At 67.3% G+C, this 18,114-nt stretch carries 17 protein-coding genes; 14 read left to right on the forward strand and 3 right to left on the reverse strand.

Features of this window, described 5'->3' with window-relative positions; all coding sequences use genetic code 11:
- The 6 genes from ACFWVD_RS06550 to ACFWVD_RS06575 all read left to right on the forward strand — a co-directional run.
- Positions 1-240, forward strand: a 240-nt coding sequence (locus ACFWVD_RS06550) for a hypothetical protein (protein WP_379241004.1), incomplete at its 5' end; no start/stop codon positions are given.
- A 104-nt stretch (positions 241-344) separates the two neighbouring features.
- A complete protein-coding gene (locus tag ACFWVD_RS06555) occupies positions 345-1,946 on the forward strand; it encodes an ABC transporter substrate-binding protein (RefSeq protein ID WP_379241005.1) in 1,602 nt (533 codons plus the stop codon).
- 62 nt (positions 1,947-2,008) lie between these two features.
- Positions 2,009-2,935, forward strand: coding sequence for an ABC transporter permease (locus ACFWVD_RS06560; RefSeq protein ID WP_379241006.1), 927 nt, complete (start codon positions 2,009-2,011; stop codon positions 2,933-2,935).
- Positions 2,928-3,857, forward strand: coding sequence for an ABC transporter permease (locus ACFWVD_RS06565; protein WP_379241007.1), 930 nt, complete (start codon positions 2,928-2,930; stop codon positions 3,855-3,857). The genes ACFWVD_RS06560 and ACFWVD_RS06565 overlap by 8 nt, the downstream gene beginning before the upstream one ends.
- Positions 3,854-5,536, forward strand: a complete 1,683-nt coding sequence (locus tag ACFWVD_RS06570) for an ABC transporter ATP-binding protein (RefSeq protein ID WP_379241008.1) — start codon at positions 3,854-3,856, stop codon at positions 5,534-5,536. The genes ACFWVD_RS06565 and ACFWVD_RS06570 overlap by 4 nt, the downstream gene beginning before the upstream one ends.
- Positions 5,537-5,627: 91 nt before the next feature.
- The gene (locus ACFWVD_RS06575; RefSeq protein ID WP_379241009.1) at positions 5,628-6,374 is read left to right on the forward strand and encodes an oxidoreductase; all 747 of its coding nucleotides are present in this window, start codon (positions 5,628-5,630) and stop codon (positions 6,372-6,374) included.
- Here ACFWVD_RS06575 and pxpB read toward each other — a convergent pair.
- Together pxpB and ACFWVD_RS06585 are read right to left on the reverse strand one after the other, a co-directional pair.
- Positions 6,360-7,919, reverse strand: a complete 1,560-nt coding sequence (gene pxpB / locus ACFWVD_RS06580; protein WP_379241011.1) for a 5-oxoprolinase subunit PxpB — start codon at positions 7,917-7,919, stop codon at positions 6,360-6,362. The two genes, ACFWVD_RS06575 and pxpB, sit on opposite strands and share 15 nt — an antisense overlap.
- Positions 7,916-9,181: an NRAMP family divalent metal transporter gene (locus ACFWVD_RS06585; RefSeq protein ID WP_379241012.1), complete on the reverse strand. Its 1,266-nt coding sequence runs from the start codon at positions 9,179-9,181 to the stop codon at positions 7,916-7,918. The genes pxpB and ACFWVD_RS06585 overlap by 4 nt, the downstream gene beginning before the upstream one ends.
- Before the next feature lie 84 nt (positions 9,182-9,265).
- Between ACFWVD_RS06585 and ACFWVD_RS06590 the strand changes: the two genes are divergently transcribed.
- Entirely contained in the window at positions 9,266-9,967 is a 702-nt protein-coding gene (locus ACFWVD_RS06590; RefSeq protein WP_379241535.1) for a GntR family transcriptional regulator, read from the forward strand.
- 459 nt (positions 9,968-10,426) lie between these two features.
- On the opposite strand, the gene ACFWVD_RS06595 is transcribed toward ACFWVD_RS06590, so the two are convergent.
- Positions 10,427-11,245 (reverse strand): HAD-IB family hydrolase, encoded by an 819-nt coding sequence (locus ACFWVD_RS06595; protein ID WP_379241536.1) that lies wholly within the window; start codon positions 11,243-11,245, stop codon positions 10,427-10,429.
- Positions 11,246-11,734: 489 nt separating this feature from the next.
- Here ACFWVD_RS06595 and ssd point away from each other — a divergent pair, with 489 nt between their 5' ends.
- The 7 genes from ssd to ACFWVD_RS06630 all read left to right on the forward strand — a co-directional run bounded on the left by ssd (position 11,735) and on the right by ACFWVD_RS06630 (position 18,013).
- Positions 11,735-13,030 carry a septum site-determining protein Ssd gene (gene ssd / locus ACFWVD_RS06600; protein ID WP_379241013.1) on the forward strand — a complete coding sequence of 432 codons (1,296 nt, stop codon included), beginning with the start codon at positions 11,735-11,737 and terminating at the stop codon, positions 13,028-13,030.
- 141 nt (positions 13,031-13,171) lie between these two features.
- The gene (locus tag ACFWVD_RS06605; protein WP_379241014.1) at positions 13,172-14,353 is read left to right on the forward strand and encodes a TadA family conjugal transfer-associated ATPase; all 1,182 of its coding nucleotides are present in this window, start codon (positions 13,172-13,174) and stop codon (positions 14,351-14,353) included.
- A 481-nt stretch (positions 14,354-14,834) separates the two neighbouring features.
- The gene (locus ACFWVD_RS06610) at positions 14,835-15,428 is read left to right on the forward strand and encodes a type II secretion system F family protein (RefSeq protein WP_379241015.1); all 594 of its coding nucleotides are present in this window, start codon (positions 14,835-14,837) and stop codon (positions 15,426-15,428) included.
- A gap of 436 nt (positions 15,429-15,864) precedes the next feature.
- Complete coding sequence (locus ACFWVD_RS06615) at positions 15,865-16,482, forward strand: type II secretion system F family protein (protein ID WP_379241537.1); 618 nt, start codon at positions 15,865-15,867, stop codon at positions 16,480-16,482.
- Positions 16,483-16,554: 72 nt separating this feature from the next.
- Positions 16,555-16,764, forward strand: coding sequence for a DUF4244 domain-containing protein (locus tag ACFWVD_RS06620; protein WP_379241016.1), 210 nt, complete (start codon positions 16,555-16,557; stop codon positions 16,762-16,764).
- 41 nt (positions 16,765-16,805) lie between these two features.
- Positions 16,806-17,120 (forward strand): TadE family type IV pilus minor pilin, encoded by a 315-nt coding sequence (locus ACFWVD_RS06625; RefSeq protein WP_379241017.1) that lies wholly within the window; start codon positions 16,806-16,808, stop codon positions 17,118-17,120.
- The gene (locus tag ACFWVD_RS06630) at positions 17,117-18,013 is read left to right on the forward strand and encodes an Rv3654c family TadE-like protein (RefSeq protein ID WP_379241018.1); all 897 of its coding nucleotides are present in this window, start codon (positions 17,117-17,119) and stop codon (positions 18,011-18,013) included. Before ACFWVD_RS06625 ends, ACFWVD_RS06630 begins: the two co-directional genes overlap by 4 nt.
- The last annotated feature ends 101 nt before the right edge of the window (positions 18,014-18,114 follow it).

The following is an 18,114-nucleotide window of genomic DNA, read 5'->3' on the forward strand; positions in this document are numbered from 1 at the left end:
CCACCTCCGTTGGGCAGCATCACCGGTCACCGGCCACGGATCAACCCGCCACCCCGAGCGGTTACCGCATCAACCTTTCCGGACGCGGCACTAGTTCATCCGATGACTTCCCGGACAAACCGGGCGGTCGCGGGCTATCGTTTTCAGTCAACCGTTCAGCTGATGGTTCCGACTTTTGTTCATATTTTTCCTGCCGAGCATGAGGGGCTCGGCATTTTTTCCTGCGTTTCCACCGAGTAACCGTATTGATACATGTGAAGTGAAAATGGCTCGGAATGGTGATAAATCGGCCGAGAGCCGCTAACCTCCGACCGTTAGCCACGGAATTGAACCGGGAGAGAGCGTTGAGATTCATCAGAGCGACCGCGCTGGTTGCGGCAGGACTGGCGGCCACGAGCCTCAGTCTTACCGCGTGCTCGTCCGATGACAGTGCTGATTCCAGCATCGTCACCACGAATGCGGGCGAGCCGCAGAACCCGTTGGTACCCAGTAATACCAACGAGAACATGGGCGGACGAGTTGTCGACCGTTTGTTCGCCGGGCTGAAGTACTACGACGCCAACGGCGAAGCCCACGACGAGATGGCCGAGAAGATCGAGACGACCGATCGCAAGTCGTACAAGATCACCATCAAGCCGAACTGGAAGTTCACCGACGGCACCACGGTGACGTCGAAGTCCTTCGTCGACGCGTGGAACTACGGCGCACTGGCCGACAACGCGCAGCTGCAGAGCTACGCGTACAGCCCCATTGCCGGGTTCGACGAAGTCAGCGCCGAGAAGCCGACGGCCAAGACGATGTCGGGCCTGAAGGTCGTCGACGATCGCACCTTCACCGTCGACCTCAAGGCACCCTCGATCGACTTCGAGAGCGCCCTGGGTTACACGCCGTTCTATCCGCTGCCCGAGGCGGCATTCAAGGATATGAAGGCGTTCGGTGAGAAGCCGATCGGCAACGGCCCCTACGCATTCCAGACGTGGGAACACAACGTCAAGATCGATCTGACGCCCAACCCGGATTACCCCGGTAACCGCAAGCCCAAGAACAAGGGCATCAGTTTCGTGATGTACCAGTCCTACGACACCGCGTACGCGGATCTGCAGGCCGGTAACCTCGACGCGCTGGACACCATTCCCGACAGTGCGCTCACCAGCTACAAGAGCGATCTGGGCGACCGCGCGATCACCAAGCCGACCGCGCAGAACCAGCACATCGGTATCCAGACCAACGTGCCGCACTTCGCCGGCGAAGAAGGCATTCTGCGGCGCAAGGCCATCTCGATGGCCATCAACCGCCCGCAGATCGCGGACAAGATCTTCAACGGTCTGCGCAACCCGGCCAAGGACTTCACCGCGTCCACGCTGCCGGGCTTCAACGCCAAGCTGCCGGGTTCGGAATGGCTGGACTACAACCCCGAAGAAGCCAAGAAGCTGTGGGCACAGGCCGACGCGATCTCGCCGTGGGCGGGGAGCAAGTACTCGATCACCTACAACAGCGACGGCGGCCACCAGGCCTGGGTCGAGGCTGTGGCCAACAGTGTGAAGAACACGCTGGGTATCGACGCGGTCGCCAACCCGATGCCCACGTTCAAGAACATCCGTGACGCGGTCACCGACGAAACCATCGGCACCGCTTTCCGTTACGGCTGGCAGGGTGACTACCCGACGATGATGCAGTTCCTCGGATCGCAGTACTACAGCTACTCCGAGACCAACAACGTCAACTTCAACAACCCTGAGGTCGACCGTCTCTTCGACGCCGCGCTGGCCGCGCCGACGAACGAGGCTTCCTACAAGCTGATCGAGCAGGCTCAGACGATCATGCTGAAGGAAATGGTCGACATCCCGGTGTTCGACTATGTCGCCGCCGCGGGTATCTCCGACAAGGTCAGCAAGGCCGAGCTCGGCTGGAACGGCTTGTTCGACTTCGAGAACATCGAGAAGTAGAACTCGACAGTGGGCCGAGTCACGCGAATGTGACTCGGCCCCTTTCGTTTTCGGAGGAAATGATGGCTTGGTACATTCTTCGGCGTCTGCTCCAGATGATCCCGGTATTCCTGGGCGCGACGCTACTCATCTACGCGATGGTATTTCTGATTCCGGGTGACCCGATCAAGGCGCTGGCGGGCGAGAAACAGCTCACGCCGGCGGCCGAGGCGGTGCTGCGTGCGCGCTACCACCTCGATCAACCTTTCATCATGCAATATCTGCATTACCTGAAAGGCATTCTCACACTGGACTTCGGCACCTCGTTCTCGGGGCGCCCGGTGCGTGACGAACTCGTGCGCGCGTTCCCGATCACCATCAAGCTCGCGTTTCTCGCGGTGCTGATCGAGGGCTTCTTCGGGATCGTGTTCGGTCTGATCGCGGGATTGCGCAAGGGCAAGCTGTTCGATTCGACCATGCTGATCGCGAGTTTGGTGATCATCGCGATGCCGGTGTTCGTGGTCGGCTATCTCGCGCAGTTCCTGCTCGGTGTGAAGTGGGGGATCGCCCCGGTCACCGTCACGGGCAAAGCCAGTCTGGGTGAGCTGATCGTACCCGCGTTCGTGTTGGGTTCGCTGTCTTTCGCGTATGTCTTGCGATTGACCCGAAACTCGGTGGCGGAGAACAAGTCCGCCGATTTCGTGCGCACCGCCACCGCGAAGGGTCTCAGCCGCCGCCGGGTGGTGAACGTGCACATTCTGCGCAACTCGATGATCCCGGTGGTCACCTTCCTCGGCGCCGATTTCGGCTCGCTGATGGCGGGCGCGATCGTCACCGAGGGCATCTTCAACATTCCCGGCGTCGGCGGCACCATGTACCAGGCGATCATCCGCGGCGAACCGCCCACGGTGGTGTCGTTCGTGACGGTGTTGGTGGTGCTGTTCCTGCTGATGAACCTGCTCATCGACCTGCTCTACGCCGCGCTGGACCCGAGGATTCGTTATGCATGACAAACAACAGCATTTCGTAGCCGCCGCCGACGAGGTGGAGGTGCTGGCCACCGACCGGGTGGTGGACAAGGGCACGCCGACCAGCATCTGGGGCGACGCGTGGCGCAGGCTGCGCCGCAACCCGGTGTTCCTGGTCTCGGTCGTGCTGATCACGTTCGTCATGCTCGTGGTGGTGTGGCCGTCGCTGTTCACCAGCCAGGACCCGCGCGCGTGTTTCGGCGAGTTCGGCATGGACGGCCCGCGTGAGGGTCACCCGTTCGGTTTCGACAAGCAGGGCTGTGATGTGTTCGCGCGCACCATCTATGGCGCGCGAGCGTCGGTGACGGTCGGCATCGGATCGGCCTTCCTGTTCCTGATCGTGGGCGGCCTGCTGGGCGCGATCTCCGGTTTCTACGGCGGCTTCCTCGACACGATCGTGTCGCGTATCGCCGAGATCTTCTACGCCATCCCGATGGTGCTGGCCGCGATCGTGCTGCTGCAGCTGCTGCGGCCCGCGGGGATCATGACCGTGATCGGAATCCTGGTCGCGTTCACCTGGCCGCAAGCCGCGCGTATCACCCGTGGTGCGGTGATCGAAGCCAAGAACGGTGAATATGTCACCGCGGCAAAGGCATTGGGCGTATCTCGGATCGGCACACTGATGCGGCACGTGCTGCCCAACTCGGCGAGTCCGCTGATCGTGGTCGCCACGATCTGGCTCGGTGTCTTCATCGTCACCGAGGCGACGCTGTCGTTCCTGGGCGTCGGTCTACCGCCCGACATCGTGGCGTGGGGCGCCGACATCAGTCGCGCCAAGAACGAGATCCGAACCTCGCCGATCCTGTTCTATCCGGCGACCGCGCTGGCCATCACGGTGCTGAGCTTCATCCTGCTCGGTGACGCGGTGCGCGACGCGCTCGATCCGAAGGAGCGCACCCGATGACTGTCGACAAATCCGTACCGTTGCTCGAAATCCGTGACCTGGACGTCAGTTTCACCTCCGACGGCAAGAACGTGCCCGCCGTGTGCGGCGTGAACCTGACCGTCTACCCGGGTCAGACCGTGGCGATCGTGGGCGAGTCCGGTTCGGGCAAATCCACGACCGCGCACGCGATCATCGACCTGCTGCCCGGCACCGGCAAGGTGACCGGCGGCTCGATCATGTTCGACGGCAAGGACCTGACCACGGCGTCGGAGAAGGAGATCGTCGCGGTTCGCGGCAACGGCATCGGCCTGGTTCCGCAGGACCCGATGTCGAACCTGAACCCGGTGTGGAAGATCGGCTTCCAGATCCGGGAAACGTTGGTGGCCAACGGTGTCTGCACCGGCGCCGAGGCCCGCAAACGGTCGGTGGAGTTGCTCGCCGAGGCGGGCATGTCCGATGTCGAACGTCGCGTGAACCAGTACCCGCACGAGTTCTCCGGCGGTATGCGTCAGCGTGCGCTGATCGCGATGGGGCTGTCGTGCAGGCCGAAACTGCTGATCGCCGACGAGCCGACCTCGGCGTTGGACGTGACTGTCCAGCGCCAGATCCTGGGGCATCTGGAAAAGCTCACCACCGAGCTGGGCACCGCGGTGCTGCTGATCACCCACGATCTGGGTCTGGCCGCCGAACGGGCCGAGCACCTGGTGGTGATGTATCGCGGCAAGGTGGTGGAATCCGGTCCGGCGCTGCAGATTCTGCGCGATCCGCAGCACGCGTACACCAAGAAGTTGGTGAATTCCGCACCGTCGCTCGCGGCTTCGCGGATGTCGTCGTCGCGGCAGCGGGCGCAGGTGCGCGCTGCGGCGGTCGAGGTCGCGGAGAAGGCGTCCGATGATCTGTCCGACACCGTGTTGGATGTGCGAAACCTGTCCAAGGCGTTCAAGATTCGCGGCAAGCGGCCGTGGCAGTCCACGGACTTCATCGCCGTGGACGACGTGAGTTTCACGGTCGAACGCGGCACCACCACCGCGATCGTGGGCGAATCGGGCTCGGGCAAGTCGACCATCGCGCAGATGGCGCTGGGCCTGCTCGAACCGACCTCGGGCAGCGTCTGCTTCGACGGCAAAGACGTGGCGAAGCTGGACAGCAAGGGCGCCTTCGCCTTCCGGCGCCGGGTACAGCCGATCTTCCAGAACCCCTACGGTTCACTGGATCCGATGTACTCGATCTTCCGCACGATCGAGGAACCGCTGCGGGTCCACAAGATCGGCACACCCGCCGAACGGGAAGCGACCGTGCGCGACCTGCTCGACAAGGTCTCGCTGCCCACCTCGGTGATGCGGCGCTACCCCAACGAGCTGTCGGGCGGTCAACGCCAACGCGTGGCGATCGCCCGCGCGCTGGCACTGTCCCCGGAAATGGTGGTCTGCGACGAGGCGGTCTCGGCCCTGGACGTCCTGGTCCAAGCCCAGATCCTGACCCTGCTCAACGACCTGCAAGCGGAGTTGGGCCTGACGTACCTGTTCATCACCCACGACCTGGCTGTTGTCCGGCAGATCGCGGACAATGTGCTGGTCATGCGTGAGGGCAAGGTGGTGGAAGCGGCTACGACGGACGAGGTGTTCGCGTCGCCGCGTGAGGAGTACACGCGGGCGTTGCTCGAGGCGATTCCTGGTCGGGAGTTGCTCACGGGGTAGGTCGGGGCGCGCGTCACGGGGGAGGCGTGGCGCGCGCTCGGGGTGGATGTGACGGTGGGGCCCGCGCTGTCCGGGCGGTAACCTGCTTGCCGTGACTGATCCGCTGCAGCCCCTGGTCGACCTGCCCGGCGTGCGTGAAGCCGCCGACAAGGCGCGCGACGCGCTCGCGGCCGTGCACCGGCACAAGTCGAACCGGCGCGGCTGGGCGACCACCGCCGCCGAAGCCGCCGTGCGTGCGGCTCGTTCCTCCGCGGCCATCGAAGGCGCGAGCACCGAGCTGCCCGCCGACGGCCAGGTCACCGACCCGGTGTTGGCCGGCGCCTTGCGGGTGGGCCAGGCCCTCGACGGCGACGCCCTCAACAACCTCGTCGGCACCTGGCGACGTGCCCCCCTGCAGGCCCTGGCCCGCCTGCACCTGCTCGCCGCCGCCGACCTGGTCACCGACGAACAGGACCTGGGCCGCCCCCGCTCCGCCCCCGGCGTGGCCGAACGCCTCGACCTACTCGCGCAAACCATCCACACCAGCAAGGCCCCCGCCCCCGTGATCGCGGCCATCGTGCACGGCGAACTGCTGTCGCTACGCCCCTTCGGCACCGCCGACGGCGTCGTAGCCCGCGGCGCCTCCCGCCTGGTAGCGGTAGCCAGCGGCCTCGACCCCCACAGCCTCGGCGTCCCCGAAGTCTTCTGGCTGCGCCGCCACCCGGCCTACCTCGACGCCGCCGCGGGCTTCGGCCTCGGCACGATCGAGGGCGTCGGCGGCTGGGTCGTGTTCTGCTCCGGCGCGCTGGAAGACGGTGCCCGCGAAGCGAACTCGATCGCTGACTCAGCCGCGGGCTGAGATCCCGTCGTCGACGACGACCAACCGCACCGATCGACCGGGCCGAACCTGCGCCGCGACATCGACGTCGGCATCGACCACCACCCCGATCACCGGATAACCACCGGTCACCGGGTGGTCGGCCAGGAAGATCACCGGCTCGCCGCCGGGCGGGACCTGGATCGCGCCGCGGACCGTCCCTTCGCTGGGCAATTCGTCGTCACGGCAGCGTCGCAGGGTGCCGCCGGTCAGCCGCATACCGACGCGGTTGCTGCGGTCGGACGCGGTCCAGGTGGAGCCGTGCAGACCGGCGGGGTCGTGCAGCCAGTCGTCGCGCGGGCCGAGCACGACCCGCAACGTGACGGTCGAGTCGTCGCCAGCGGGGCCGGGTGCTTGATCTACCAGGGGGAACTCCGTCGGCGGGCGACCGATCGGCAGCACTGTTCCCGCGGTGAGCGCGGGTGGTCCGATTCCGGACAGCACATCGGTGCTGCGGGAGCCGAGCACCTCGGGCACATCGATACCGCCGCGTACGGCGAGGTAAGTGCGCAGTCCGACCGCGGGCATCGCCAGTCGTAGGGTCTGACCAGCGCTGAGCGTGATGACGGACCGGTGTCCGACCGGAGTGCCGTCAACAGTGGCGGGTGCCGCCGCGCCGGTCAGCGCCAACTCCAACGGTGCGGGAAGGTCCGCGCCCGCGCGCACGGCGAGGCCACCCAACGTGATTTCGATTCCGGCGGCCTCCTCAGGATTGGCGACCAGCCTGTTCGCCAGCCGCAGCGCCGCCCGGTCCGCGGCACCGGAACGGCCGACGCCGTTGGCGGCCAGTCCCGGTCGGCCCAGGTCTTGGACCAGGGCGAGCGCCCCGGTAGCAAGGACTTCGATATGCCGGTCGGATCGTTCATCGCGCCGCTCGGCGGCGACCTCGCCTGCCGGTCGCGTCGTCGACTTCCGCTTGCCCGCGTCAACGAATCGCACGACCGCGCCGGGCCGCAGCAGCGCGGGCGGGTCGCGCTCGGCATCCCACAGCACCACGTCGGTTCGCCCGATCAACTGCCAGCCACCCGGCGACGAACGCGGATAGATCCCGCTGAACTCCGCGGCCAGCCCGACCGAGCTGGCGGGCACGGAAGCGCGCGGCTCCGCTCGCCGTGGCACATACAGCCGCCGATCCCCTTCCGCGAGGTAGGCGAAGCCGGGCGCGAACCCGCCGAACGCGACCCGCCACGGCGTATTCGTGTGGGCGTGGATCACCTGCTCCGCCGAAAGTCCGGTCAGCGCGGCGACTTCGGCGAGGTCGGGTCCGTCGTAGTGCACCGGCACCTCGACCGTAGTGTCCGCGGTCGCGACCGCACCGACTTCGACGTCCAGGTCGAGCACGGCTCGACGCAGAACTTCGAGGTCGGCGCCGCGCCGCGTGGTGAGCAGGACCGTGCGGGCGGCCGGGACGACGTCGAGCACGTCGGCGAAGTCGGCCGCACGCACGGCGTCGGCGAGTGCGAGAACCTCGCGCAGCGACCCGACTTCGAGCAGCAGCCCGGCATCGGCGCACGGCAGCATTCTCATGTGAACAGTTTGCCCATCCCGAGAATCGCCTGGTAGCCCATGTACAGGCTCAGCAGCCAGGCGGTGACGCCGATCGCCAGCAACCACATCGGGTACTTGTAGCCGCCGAGCAGGTCGCGGCGGCGCGCGGCGATCCACAGCACGAGCGTGAAGCCGATCGGCAGGATCAACCCGTTGAACGCGCCGGCGAAGATGAGCAGGCCCTGCGGTGTCGTGCCGTTGGGCAGTACGAGGAAGACCGTCGCGGAGACAGCGATGAACCCGACGGTGAGCAGGTTGCGGGTGCGGTCGGAGGTCGCGGGTTTGGTCATGAACGACACCGAGGTGTAGGCGGCACCGATCACCGAGGTGATGGCCGCGGCCCAGAAGATGATGCCGAACAGGCGAAGGCCCACGTCACCGGCGGCGGCTTGGAACGCGTCGGCGGCCTGGTTCTTGCCGGTCAGCTGCACCCCGCCCGCCACGACTCCGAGAATCGCGAGGAACAGCAGGATCCGCATGAGGCCGGTGACCAGGATGCCGATCACCGAACTGCGGGTGATCGCGCCCGCGTTCTCGGGTCCGGTGAGTCCGGCGTCGACGATGCGGTGCGCGCCCGCGTAAGTGATGTAGCCGCCGACGGTGCCGCCGATCAGGGTGGTGATCACCAGGAAGTCGACCTTCTCGGGCGCGACCACGTTGACGAGCGCCGAGCCGAGCGGTGGGTCCGACACGATGGCGACGTAGATCATCAGCGCGATCATCAGCGCGCCGAGCACGATCACGATCCGGTCCAGCGCGACGCCCGCCCGTTTCACCAGGAAGATCGTGATCGCGATCAGGGCCGAGACCGCCCCGCCGATCTTGGGATCCAGGCCGAACATCGCGTTGGTGCCCAGGCCCGTGCCTGCCACGTTGCCGATGTTGAACACGAAGCCGCCGACGATCACCAGCGCGGCCAGCGCCCAGCCGACGCCTGGTGCGACCTTGTTGCCGAGGATGTGGGCGCGTTCGCCGGAGATGCCGATGACGCGCCAGACGTTGAGCTGCACGGCGATGTCGACCAGGATCGACACCACGATCGCGAAGGCGAAGGCAGCGCCGAGCTTGGCGGTGAACGACGCGGTCTGGGTGATGAAGCCGGGTCCGATGGCACTGGTGGCCATCAGGAACATGGCGCCGAGCACTGCTCCCCGGCTGGTCGCGCCACTCGCTGTTGATTTCAGGGCTGAGATTTTCGTTTCGCTCACTGGACTATCTCCCTGGTGTGACCGGCGGCACATCCGCGGGTCTCCCGTGTGAGCGTATGGATTGTTCAACAATCTGACAAGAGGAATGTGTAACGACCGTGGTAATCTTTGGTTCTCATGCACCTCGCCGATCCTGTGTCTGATGCCCTCGCCTCGCTTGGTCGCACCCGGCATTTCGTCAACCGGAGCACCACGGCCGAGCGGGTAGCCGACGTTGTCCGCGAAGAGGTCACCGAAGGGCGATTACGCCCCGGCGCGCGCCTGCCGGAACAGGGGCTGTGCACCGCACTCGGCGTGTCGCGCAACACTGTTCGCGAAGCGTTGAGCCAACTCGTGGCCGAGCGGGTGCTGGTGCGCGAACCCAATCGTGGAGTCTTCGTCGCGGTGCCGGGTCCCGCCGATGTTCGCGATGTCTACCGGGCTCGCAAACTCATCGAACCCGCGGCCGTCCGCCATGGTGAAGCGTTCACGCCGACCGGAGTGGCGATGGTGCGCAGCGCGGTGAACGAGGGACTGGCCGCCGCGGCCGTAGGGGAATGGGGCGGAGTCGCCACCGCGAACCAGCATTTTCACAAGGCCCTGGTCGCGCTGTCGGGCAGCCCTCGGCTGGAGCAGCAGATGGCGCTGCTGCTGGCGGAGATGCGGTTGGTGTTCCATCGCATGCCCGAGGTTCGCTCGTTCCATGAGCCGTATCTGGGTCGCAACGACCGGATCTGCGCGATGTTGGAAGCCGGCGAGCGCGAGACGGCGGCGGCGGAGGTCGCGGAGTATCTCGACGCCGCGCAAGCTCAGCTGCTGGCGGCTTACGCGCAGTTGTGAACTGCACGCGCAGTTGTGAGGGTGTGCAGTCGAATTCGCGATTCGGGTGTGCACACGAAACGGGCGGCGTTGTCGATTGCTCGACCTCACCGCCCGCGTAGCACGGAACACCGGGTTACCAGGCGTGCAGAGTGGGTTGTGTTCGGTGGCCTCGGCGTTAATCCCAGCCCCGCCGGTTCTTCCCCGCAACCTGTGCGAGGCTTCCGCCGACGTCGGCTCGGATTTCGCAGGCCCACAACCGTTTCGGCCTTGTCGCGGCGCGCTGCGCGTGGGTGCCTGGCGTCCGTGCTGGGAAGGTGGGATGGGAGGCGAAACCTTCTCTTCCGGCTCCGTCTTGGCCTTCCGTCCTTCCGTGACTCCATTCTTACACTGTGACCGCACTCACATCAAGGGTTTCGCAGGCATTACTGAATCCCGCAGAATTCGGCGTGTCACCCGGAGATTCGTGCTCGTTCCGGGTCAGCGCCGTTTGCGCAGCAGCCAGTAGCTGATCGTGCCCGCGACGATCGCGCTCAGTCCCACGGCGGCCGTCGCGGCGACCGTGGTGGTCGACGGTGTCTGGAATCGCGACCACAGCGACACCGGATTGGAGAAGGTGAGCACCGGCCAACCGTGCGTGGCGGCCTCCTTGCGCAACCCGCGGTCGGGGTTGACCGCGGTCGGATGGCCGACCACGCTCAGCATCGGCACGTCGGTCACCGAGTCGGAGTAGGCGTAGCACCGCGACAGGTCGTACCCCTGCTCGGCGGCCAGCTTTTCGATAGCGGTGACCTTGCCCTCGCCGTAGCAGTAGAACTCGATGTCGCCGGTGTACTTGCCGTCTTCGACCACCATCCGCGTCGCCTCGGTGTGCGAAGCGCCCAGCGCTTCCGCGATCGGCCCGACCATCTCCTCGCCGGAGGCGGAAACGATCACCACATCGTGCCCGCGAATCTTGTGATCGGCGATCAGATCCGCTGCCTCGGCATAGATCAACGGGTCGACCAGATCGTGCAATGTCTCGGCCACAATGCTTTTGACCTGTTCCACATCCCAGCCCGCGACCATGTTGGCCAGGTTTGCCCGCATTCGTTCCATCTGGTCGTGATCGGCACCGGAAAGCAGGAACAGAAAGTGTGCGTAGCTGCTCTCCAACACGGCCCTGCGGTTGAGCAGACCCTGCGCGTAGAAGGGTTTGCTGAACACGAACGCACTCGACTTCGCGATCACTGTTTTGTCCAGATCGAAGAACGCCGCGACCCGTCCGCCGGGCACCGGGGCACGGCCCGAAGTGCCCAGTGTCGGTTCCGTGGGCGAGGTCTGGTCGCGTTCTGGCGTCACGACAACAGAATAGGCACCCGCCGCGCGCGCCGCAGGATCGGCTGCCCGGACCATGGGAAAGGGTTTGCCGTGGGGACGCCGGATGCGGCGAATCGCCGAAGAATGTCGGCAAATGCTACTTGCGCCCGTCGCGGGGTGTGGGTGTAGTATTGCTGGCACCTGGACTTGTTCCAGGCGCGTTCAGCCCGACCCCCCGGGGCTGAACCCGACGGCCCCAGCCTCCTCCCCCCCGGCTGGGGCCGTCCTCTATTCCGGGCCAGAACGTAAAAGTTCTCCACACCCCCGAGTTATCCACAATCAGCGTTTTCGGGGTGTTGACAACTTCGGTATTCGGCCACGCTGAGTCGTATGAACCTCGCCCCGATTCGCGGCAACTCTCCACCTCCGGCGCGCACCGCACCACCTCTAGCGAGCACGGGCCTACCGATCGCGCCGGCTCTCGTACTCGTGCGAGACGAACGGTTACGCGCGGAGGTGCGCAGGGTCGCGGCGGCCGCCGAACGTGTCACCGATGAACGGGTGATGCCCGTCGGTCGGCACGCGTGGTCCGGGGCGGGGATGGTGATTCTCGATACCGACGCCGCTCTCGCTGCCGCGCTTGCCGGGTGTCCGCGGCGGGCGGGGATCGTGCTCGTCACCGAAGGTGAACCCGCCGTTCCTGATTGGCAGGCCGCCACCGCGGTCGGTGCGGAACGGGTCGTGGCGTTGCCGTCGGGTGCTGTCGCGCTGGTCGAACAGTTCGCCGAACATGCTGAATCCCGGACGGGTGAGGGGATCGTGATCGCCGTTGTCGGTGCGGGCGGTGGTGCGGGGGCCTCCACGCTCGCTGCCGCTACCGCGCTGCGTGGAGCTGCGCGTCGGGTTCGCCGTGACACGGTGCTGATCGACGGTGCCCCGCTCGATGGGGGAATCGATCTGGTGCTGGGAATGGAGAATGTGCCCGGCCTGCGTTGGCCGGACTTGGTCATCGAGGATGGTCGTGTCTCGGCTGCGGCTCTGCACAATGCGCTGCCTGCGGCGTCGCCCGGGTTGGCGGTGTTGTCGTGCGGGCGAGCGCGGCCTGCTATCCCGGGTCATGGGCGTTCGCCGGCCGCTTCGGGAGGTCACGCGCCGATCGGGCCGACCGCTTCGGGAGGTAACGCGCCGATGGGGCGGGCTGCCTCGGGTGGTCATGCGCCGATCGGGCGGGCTGAATCGGCGCGTCTTGCGATGGTTGAGCACCTGGGCGGCGAGTCACCCTTTGCGAATAGCTCCTGGGCGCAGGGGTATTCGCCCCAGTCGGCCTCGGTCGCCGGCCGCACGCGGATTGCGGATTCACTGACCGAACTTTCTCCGGCGGCGGTGCGTGCTGTCATCGAATCAGGCCGGGACGCAGGTGATCTCGTGGTCTGCGATGTGTCCTGCGAACGAGGGCCGGCGGCCGACGCGATGCTCGATGCCGCCGACTTGGTCGTGCTCATCGTCCCAGCCCGACTGCGCTCCATCGCCGCGGCGGAGGTCGTCTCGGCCTACCTCGGAGAACGAAACCCGAATCGCGGCTTGGTAGTTCGCGGTCCCGCACCCGGGGGACTGCGCGGCGCGGAAGTGGCCGAGCTGCTCGGTTTGCCGCTGCTGGCTGCCGTCCGCGGCCAAGCCGGCCTGGCATCCCGCCTCGAACGCGGCGGCTTGAGCGTGCGACGCCGGGGTCCGTTGCGCGACGCCGCCGACGCCGTTCTCGCGATGGTGGGAGCAGATGCCCCGTGAGTACGCGACGCCGTCTCGCCAAGGTAGGAGCGGATGCCCCGTGAGTATGCGATGCCATTTTCGCCATGGGTGGAGCAGACGCCCCGCAAGTGTGCGGTGCCGTGCTCGCCGTGGTCAGAGCCGATGCTCCGCGGTGGCGCGATGACTACTTTCGTCACCGTCGACTTGCTCGAACGGGTTCGTGAACGGCTCGCCGAACATCCCGGCGTGCCCGATGCGGCACAGCTGGCCGCCGCGATTCGCACCGAAGCGGGCGGAGTGCTCGCCGACACCGATCTGCTGCGGGCCTTGCGACTGCTACAAACCGAGATGACCGGGGCCGGACTGCTCGAACCGCTGCTGCACGACCCGCGAGTAGCGGACGTGCTTGTCACAGCGCCAGATTCGGTGTGGATCGATCGCGGGCACGGACTCGAGTTGACCGATGTTCGCTTCGCCGACGAAGCCGCGGTACGGCGCCTCGCCCAACGTCTGGCGCTGGCTGCCGGTCGCCGCCTCGACGATGCCCAACCCTGGGTCGACGGCAAACTCGCCGGCACCGAAGCGACTCTGGGGGATGCATTCGGCGTCCGACTACACGCGGTCCTGGCACCGGTCGCCCACGACGGCACCTGCCTCTCCCTGCGCATCCTCCGCCCGGCCACCCAGGGCTTGGACGCACTGGCCGCCGCCGGATCGATTCCACCGGACGCACGGCGCCTACTCGGCGACATCGTCCGCGCCCGCCTCGCATTCCTGGTCGTCGGCGGAACCGGTGCGGGCAAAACTACGATGCTGTCCGCATTGCTCGCCGCAGTCGACCCGGCCGAACGGATCATCTGCGTAGAAGACGCCGCCGAGCTCGCACCGGTCCATCCGCACGTAGTGCGCCTTGTCGCTCGAACAGCGAATGTCGAAGGCGTAGGCGCGGTTACGGTCCGTGACCTCGTCCGCCAGGCACTACGTATGCGACCCGACCGCATAGTCGTCGGCGAAGTCCGCGGCGCCGAAGTCGTCGACCTGCTGACCGCCCTCAACACCGGCCACGACGGCGGCGCGGGCACCGTGCACGCCAACTCACCACAGGAAGTACCCGCCCGCCTAGAAGCCCTCGCGGCCCTTGGCGGCATGGACCGCGCCGCACTACACAGCCAATTGGCCGCCGCCGTCCAGGTGGTTCTGCACGTCCACCGCCGATCCGACGGAACCCGAGCCCTGCGCGAAATCGGTGTACTGCAAAGAGATTCCGACGGAGTACACATCGCGCCGGCCTGGCGATCCGACAACCAGCCAGCTCCCGCCGCCCCCGAGCTGCGCAGGCTGCTGGAGGTGCGACTCGGATGATGAACGCGAAAATCGAAGTAGCGGTTGATGGTTGGTGCACCCGAAGAGCAGGTGTCTCGCTCGTGGCGGGAGGCCGCGCGCGGGGCGGACCGTTGAGTCGGACTGCGCGTATCCCGATTGAGGCGGCGGTAGGTGGTTGGTGCACCCGAAGTGCACGCATTTCGCTCGTGGCGGGAGGCCGCGCGCGGGGCGGACCGTTGAGTCGGACTGCACGTATCCCGACCGAGGTGGCGCTTGGTGGGTGGTTCAGCCGAGGTGAACGTATCTACTCGATGGAGGTGGACTGGTGGGCAGTGCGCTGCTGTGTTGTGCGGTCGCGGTGCTGGTGCTCCCCGTGGCTGGTGGGCAGCGGCGGTTCGCCCGATTGTTCGGCGCGGGCAGGAATCGTGCGCCGAGGCGGGTACCTGTGGAGTGGTGTGCAGGAATCGCGTTGGGGTGCACGGCGTTTGCGCTCGGGCCGGGGATCGGGGTGGCGGCGCTCATGTTGGGAGTCACTGTCGCGGTGCGGAGGCGGCGTAGTCGTGGCGACCGCGAGCGACGCCGCGAATGCGGGTACCTGTTGGCAGGCCTCGAAGCCGTGGTCGGCGAACTTCGCGTCGGCGCACACCCCAGCGCGGCCGCCGAATCCGCCGCAGGCGAGTCGCGCGGCGAGGCAGCACGGGTACTGGCGATCAGCGCAGGGCGTAGTCGACTCGGCGGCTCCGGTGCCGACGGCTGGATCCAACCGGATTCGATTGTCGCCGAAGAACTGTCGAGGATCGCCGCCGCCTGGCGAGTGGCCGAAGAGCACGGCCTGGCACTGGCCGAACTACTGTCCGCCGCCAGAACCGACCTACTCGGCCGCATCCGCTTCCGAGACCGCACCGAAGCCGCCCTGGCAGGCGCCCGAGCCTCGGCCACCGTCCTGGCCGGCCTCCCACTGGTAGGCATCGGCCTGGGCCAACTGATGGGCGCCGCACCCCTGACCATCCTGTTCACCACCCCGGCAGGCGAACTGTTACTCCCACTCGGTGCGGCCCTGGCCTGCTGCGGACTCCTGTGGACAGATGTCATCACCCGCAAGAGCACAGCCTGACCCCGCTTCACGTCACACATTCACCATCGCGGGAGCGGCCGATGGAGACGCGCTGCGTGACTCAGCGTCGGCCATCGCAGGGGCCGTCGCCGCATCGGCCGCTGGTATGGAGGCCTGTGGACAGGTGTGGGCGGGGTGTGGACAGGTGTGGATAGGTGCGGGCGGCGCGTGGATGGGTGCAGGCGGGGTGCGGACAGGTGGGGATGGGTGCGGGCGGCCCGCGGATGGGTGCGAGCGGCGCGTGGATGGTGCGGGCGGCGCGTGGATGGTGCGGGCGGCGCGTGGATGGGTGCGGGCAAGGCGTGGACAGGTGTGGATGGGCATGGATGGGTGCGGGCGGGGTGCGGACAGCTGTGGACGGGTGCGGGCGGGGTGTGGACAGGGTGTGGATGGGTGTGGATCGAACTTCGAGGAGGGAATTGCTGTGCGGGAGTTGATGAGTGGTCTTTCGCCGGAGGCGTTGTTGATCGCGGCGGTGGCGATGGTGTTGCTGCCCGGGCGGGTGGCGGTCAGTCGTCGGGTGCGCGCGCTCGGGTCGGTGCAGGTGAGTACGCCGGCGGTCGGGTTGGGGACTGCGAGAGTTGATCCGCTCGGGTCCGCTTCGGCGTTCGATCTGCTCGCCGCCTGTTTACGGGCGGGACTGCCGATGGCTGCGGCCGCGCGGGCGAGCGCCGTCACCGCCCCGCCGGTGCTGCGGGCCGCATTGTGCAGGGCCGCAGACCTTCTCGCGCTGGGTGCCGATGCCGCCACCGCGTGGGAACGGGCAGCCGCTGATGCGGTCGGATCGCCGGGTGCCGACGAGGTGGAGTCGCTGGCCAGGATGGCGCGCCGCTCGGCGCGGTCGGGTGCGTCGCTGGCCGCCGCGGTCGGCGAACTCGCCACTCAGCGCCGCGAAGCCGTGGAGGACGCGGCCGTCGCGCGCGCCGAACGGGCGGGCGTGTTGATCGGCGGACCGCTCGGCCTGTGTTTTCTGCCAGCCTTCGTCTGTCTCGGCATCGTCCCGGTCGTCATCGGCCTCGCGGACACGGTGCTCGGCGGCGGTGGGCTGCTATGACCGGCCTCGACGAGGCCACCGAATCTTCACCGCGCGGAAAAGCCGTGCGGTGCAACCAGAGAGGGGATCACGATGACGTTCGTTCGCACCGTAAGCACGGAGGCCCGCGTTCGCTTCCTGCGCCTGCTGATCGACGACGCAGGCATGAGTACGGCCGAATACGCAATTGGAACCATTGCCGCTGCGGCCTTCGGGGCCGTGCTCTACGGGGTGGTGACCGGGGACAGCATCGTCACCGCGCTGACCGGCATCATCGACAAGGCGCTGAACATGAACGTGTAAACAGCCGCACCACAACAACTCTCGGCGACGACGCGGGTGCGGTGACGGTCGAGGCCGCCATCGCCCTCGCCGCCCTGGTGTGCGCGGTGGCCCTCTGTATCGGTGCTCTACTCGCCGCATCCACCCAGGTCCGCTGCGTCGACGCCGCCCGCGAAACCGCCCGCCTCGCCGCCCGCGGCGACACCACCCACGCCCTCGCCGCAGGCAGAACAGTCGCCCCGCCAGGCGCAACCATCGACCTGCGCACCGAAGGAGACCGCGTAGTAGCCACCGTCACCGCCGACACGCCACTCCTACCCGGCCTCCGCTTACACGCCGAAGCGGTAGCCGCCACCGAACCAGGAGTCGGCCGGTGATCACAAGGCTCGCAGCAACCTTGCGTCGGCCCGATCGCCCACCACCTGCCGAGAGGCCGGACCCGCCGCTGACGATCGCGCTCAACCCCGGCTACCCGACCGAGCGCCCGGCCGCGCCGCACACCGAGCGCCAGGCCGCGCTGCACGCCGAGCGCCGGGCCGCGCTGCACGCCGAGCGCCGGGCCGCGCCGCACACCGAGCGCGAGGCACCGATCCGCCTGCACGAGCGCGAGGCACCGATCCGCCTGCACGAGCGCGAGGCACCGATCCGCCAGCACGAGTGCGGGGCGCCGATCCGCCGGCAGGCCGAGTGCGGGGCGCCGACCCGCCAGCGCGCGGCGCTGGCTCCGTGGGAGCGAGCGCATTGGTACTGGCGCATCCCGGCGCCAGCGCCGCCGACGTTCGCAGGTGCGCCGGAGCGGGGCATGGGGCAGGCGGGGAAGACGGCTCCGTCACTGAAGCCGTCGGGGTCTGCCCCCGCACGGCCATTCGGATCGGTTGGGCGCTGGCTCGCGTGGCGCGGGCTCGCGTGGCGCGGGCTCGCGGGGGATGCGGGTGCTGCCTCGGTGTTCGTGTGTGTGGTGTTGGCGGGGTTGATCGGTATGACGTTGGTGGTCGCGCAGGTGGGTGCGGTGGTGGTGGCGCGGCATCGCGCGCAGGGGGCCGCTGATCTGGCGGCGTTGGGCGCGGCGGTGGTGTTGGTCGAGGGTGCCGAGGCGGGGTGTGGGGAGGCCGGGGAGATCGCCGCGCGGATGGGTGCGCGGGTGCGACGGTGTGCGGTCGCGCAGTGGGATGTGGTGGTCGAGGTCGAGGCGAATGTGCCCGCGGGGGTATTCGGCGTGCGCACTGTGCGGGCATCGGCGCGGGCGGGACCGGTCGAAGAGAATGGGTGACGCGCAAGTGTTATCACTGGTCGGTGGTAGTTCCGTACCGAACCATTCCGGAATTTAAAGGAACCACGTTTGCACTATTTCATGCGCATTCTTTGATCTGA

Origin of the sequence: Nocardia sp. NPDC058666 (assembly GCF_042714895.1) — a bacterium.
GTDB lineage: Bacteria > Actinomycetota > Actinomycetes > Mycobacteriales > Mycobacteriaceae > Nocardia.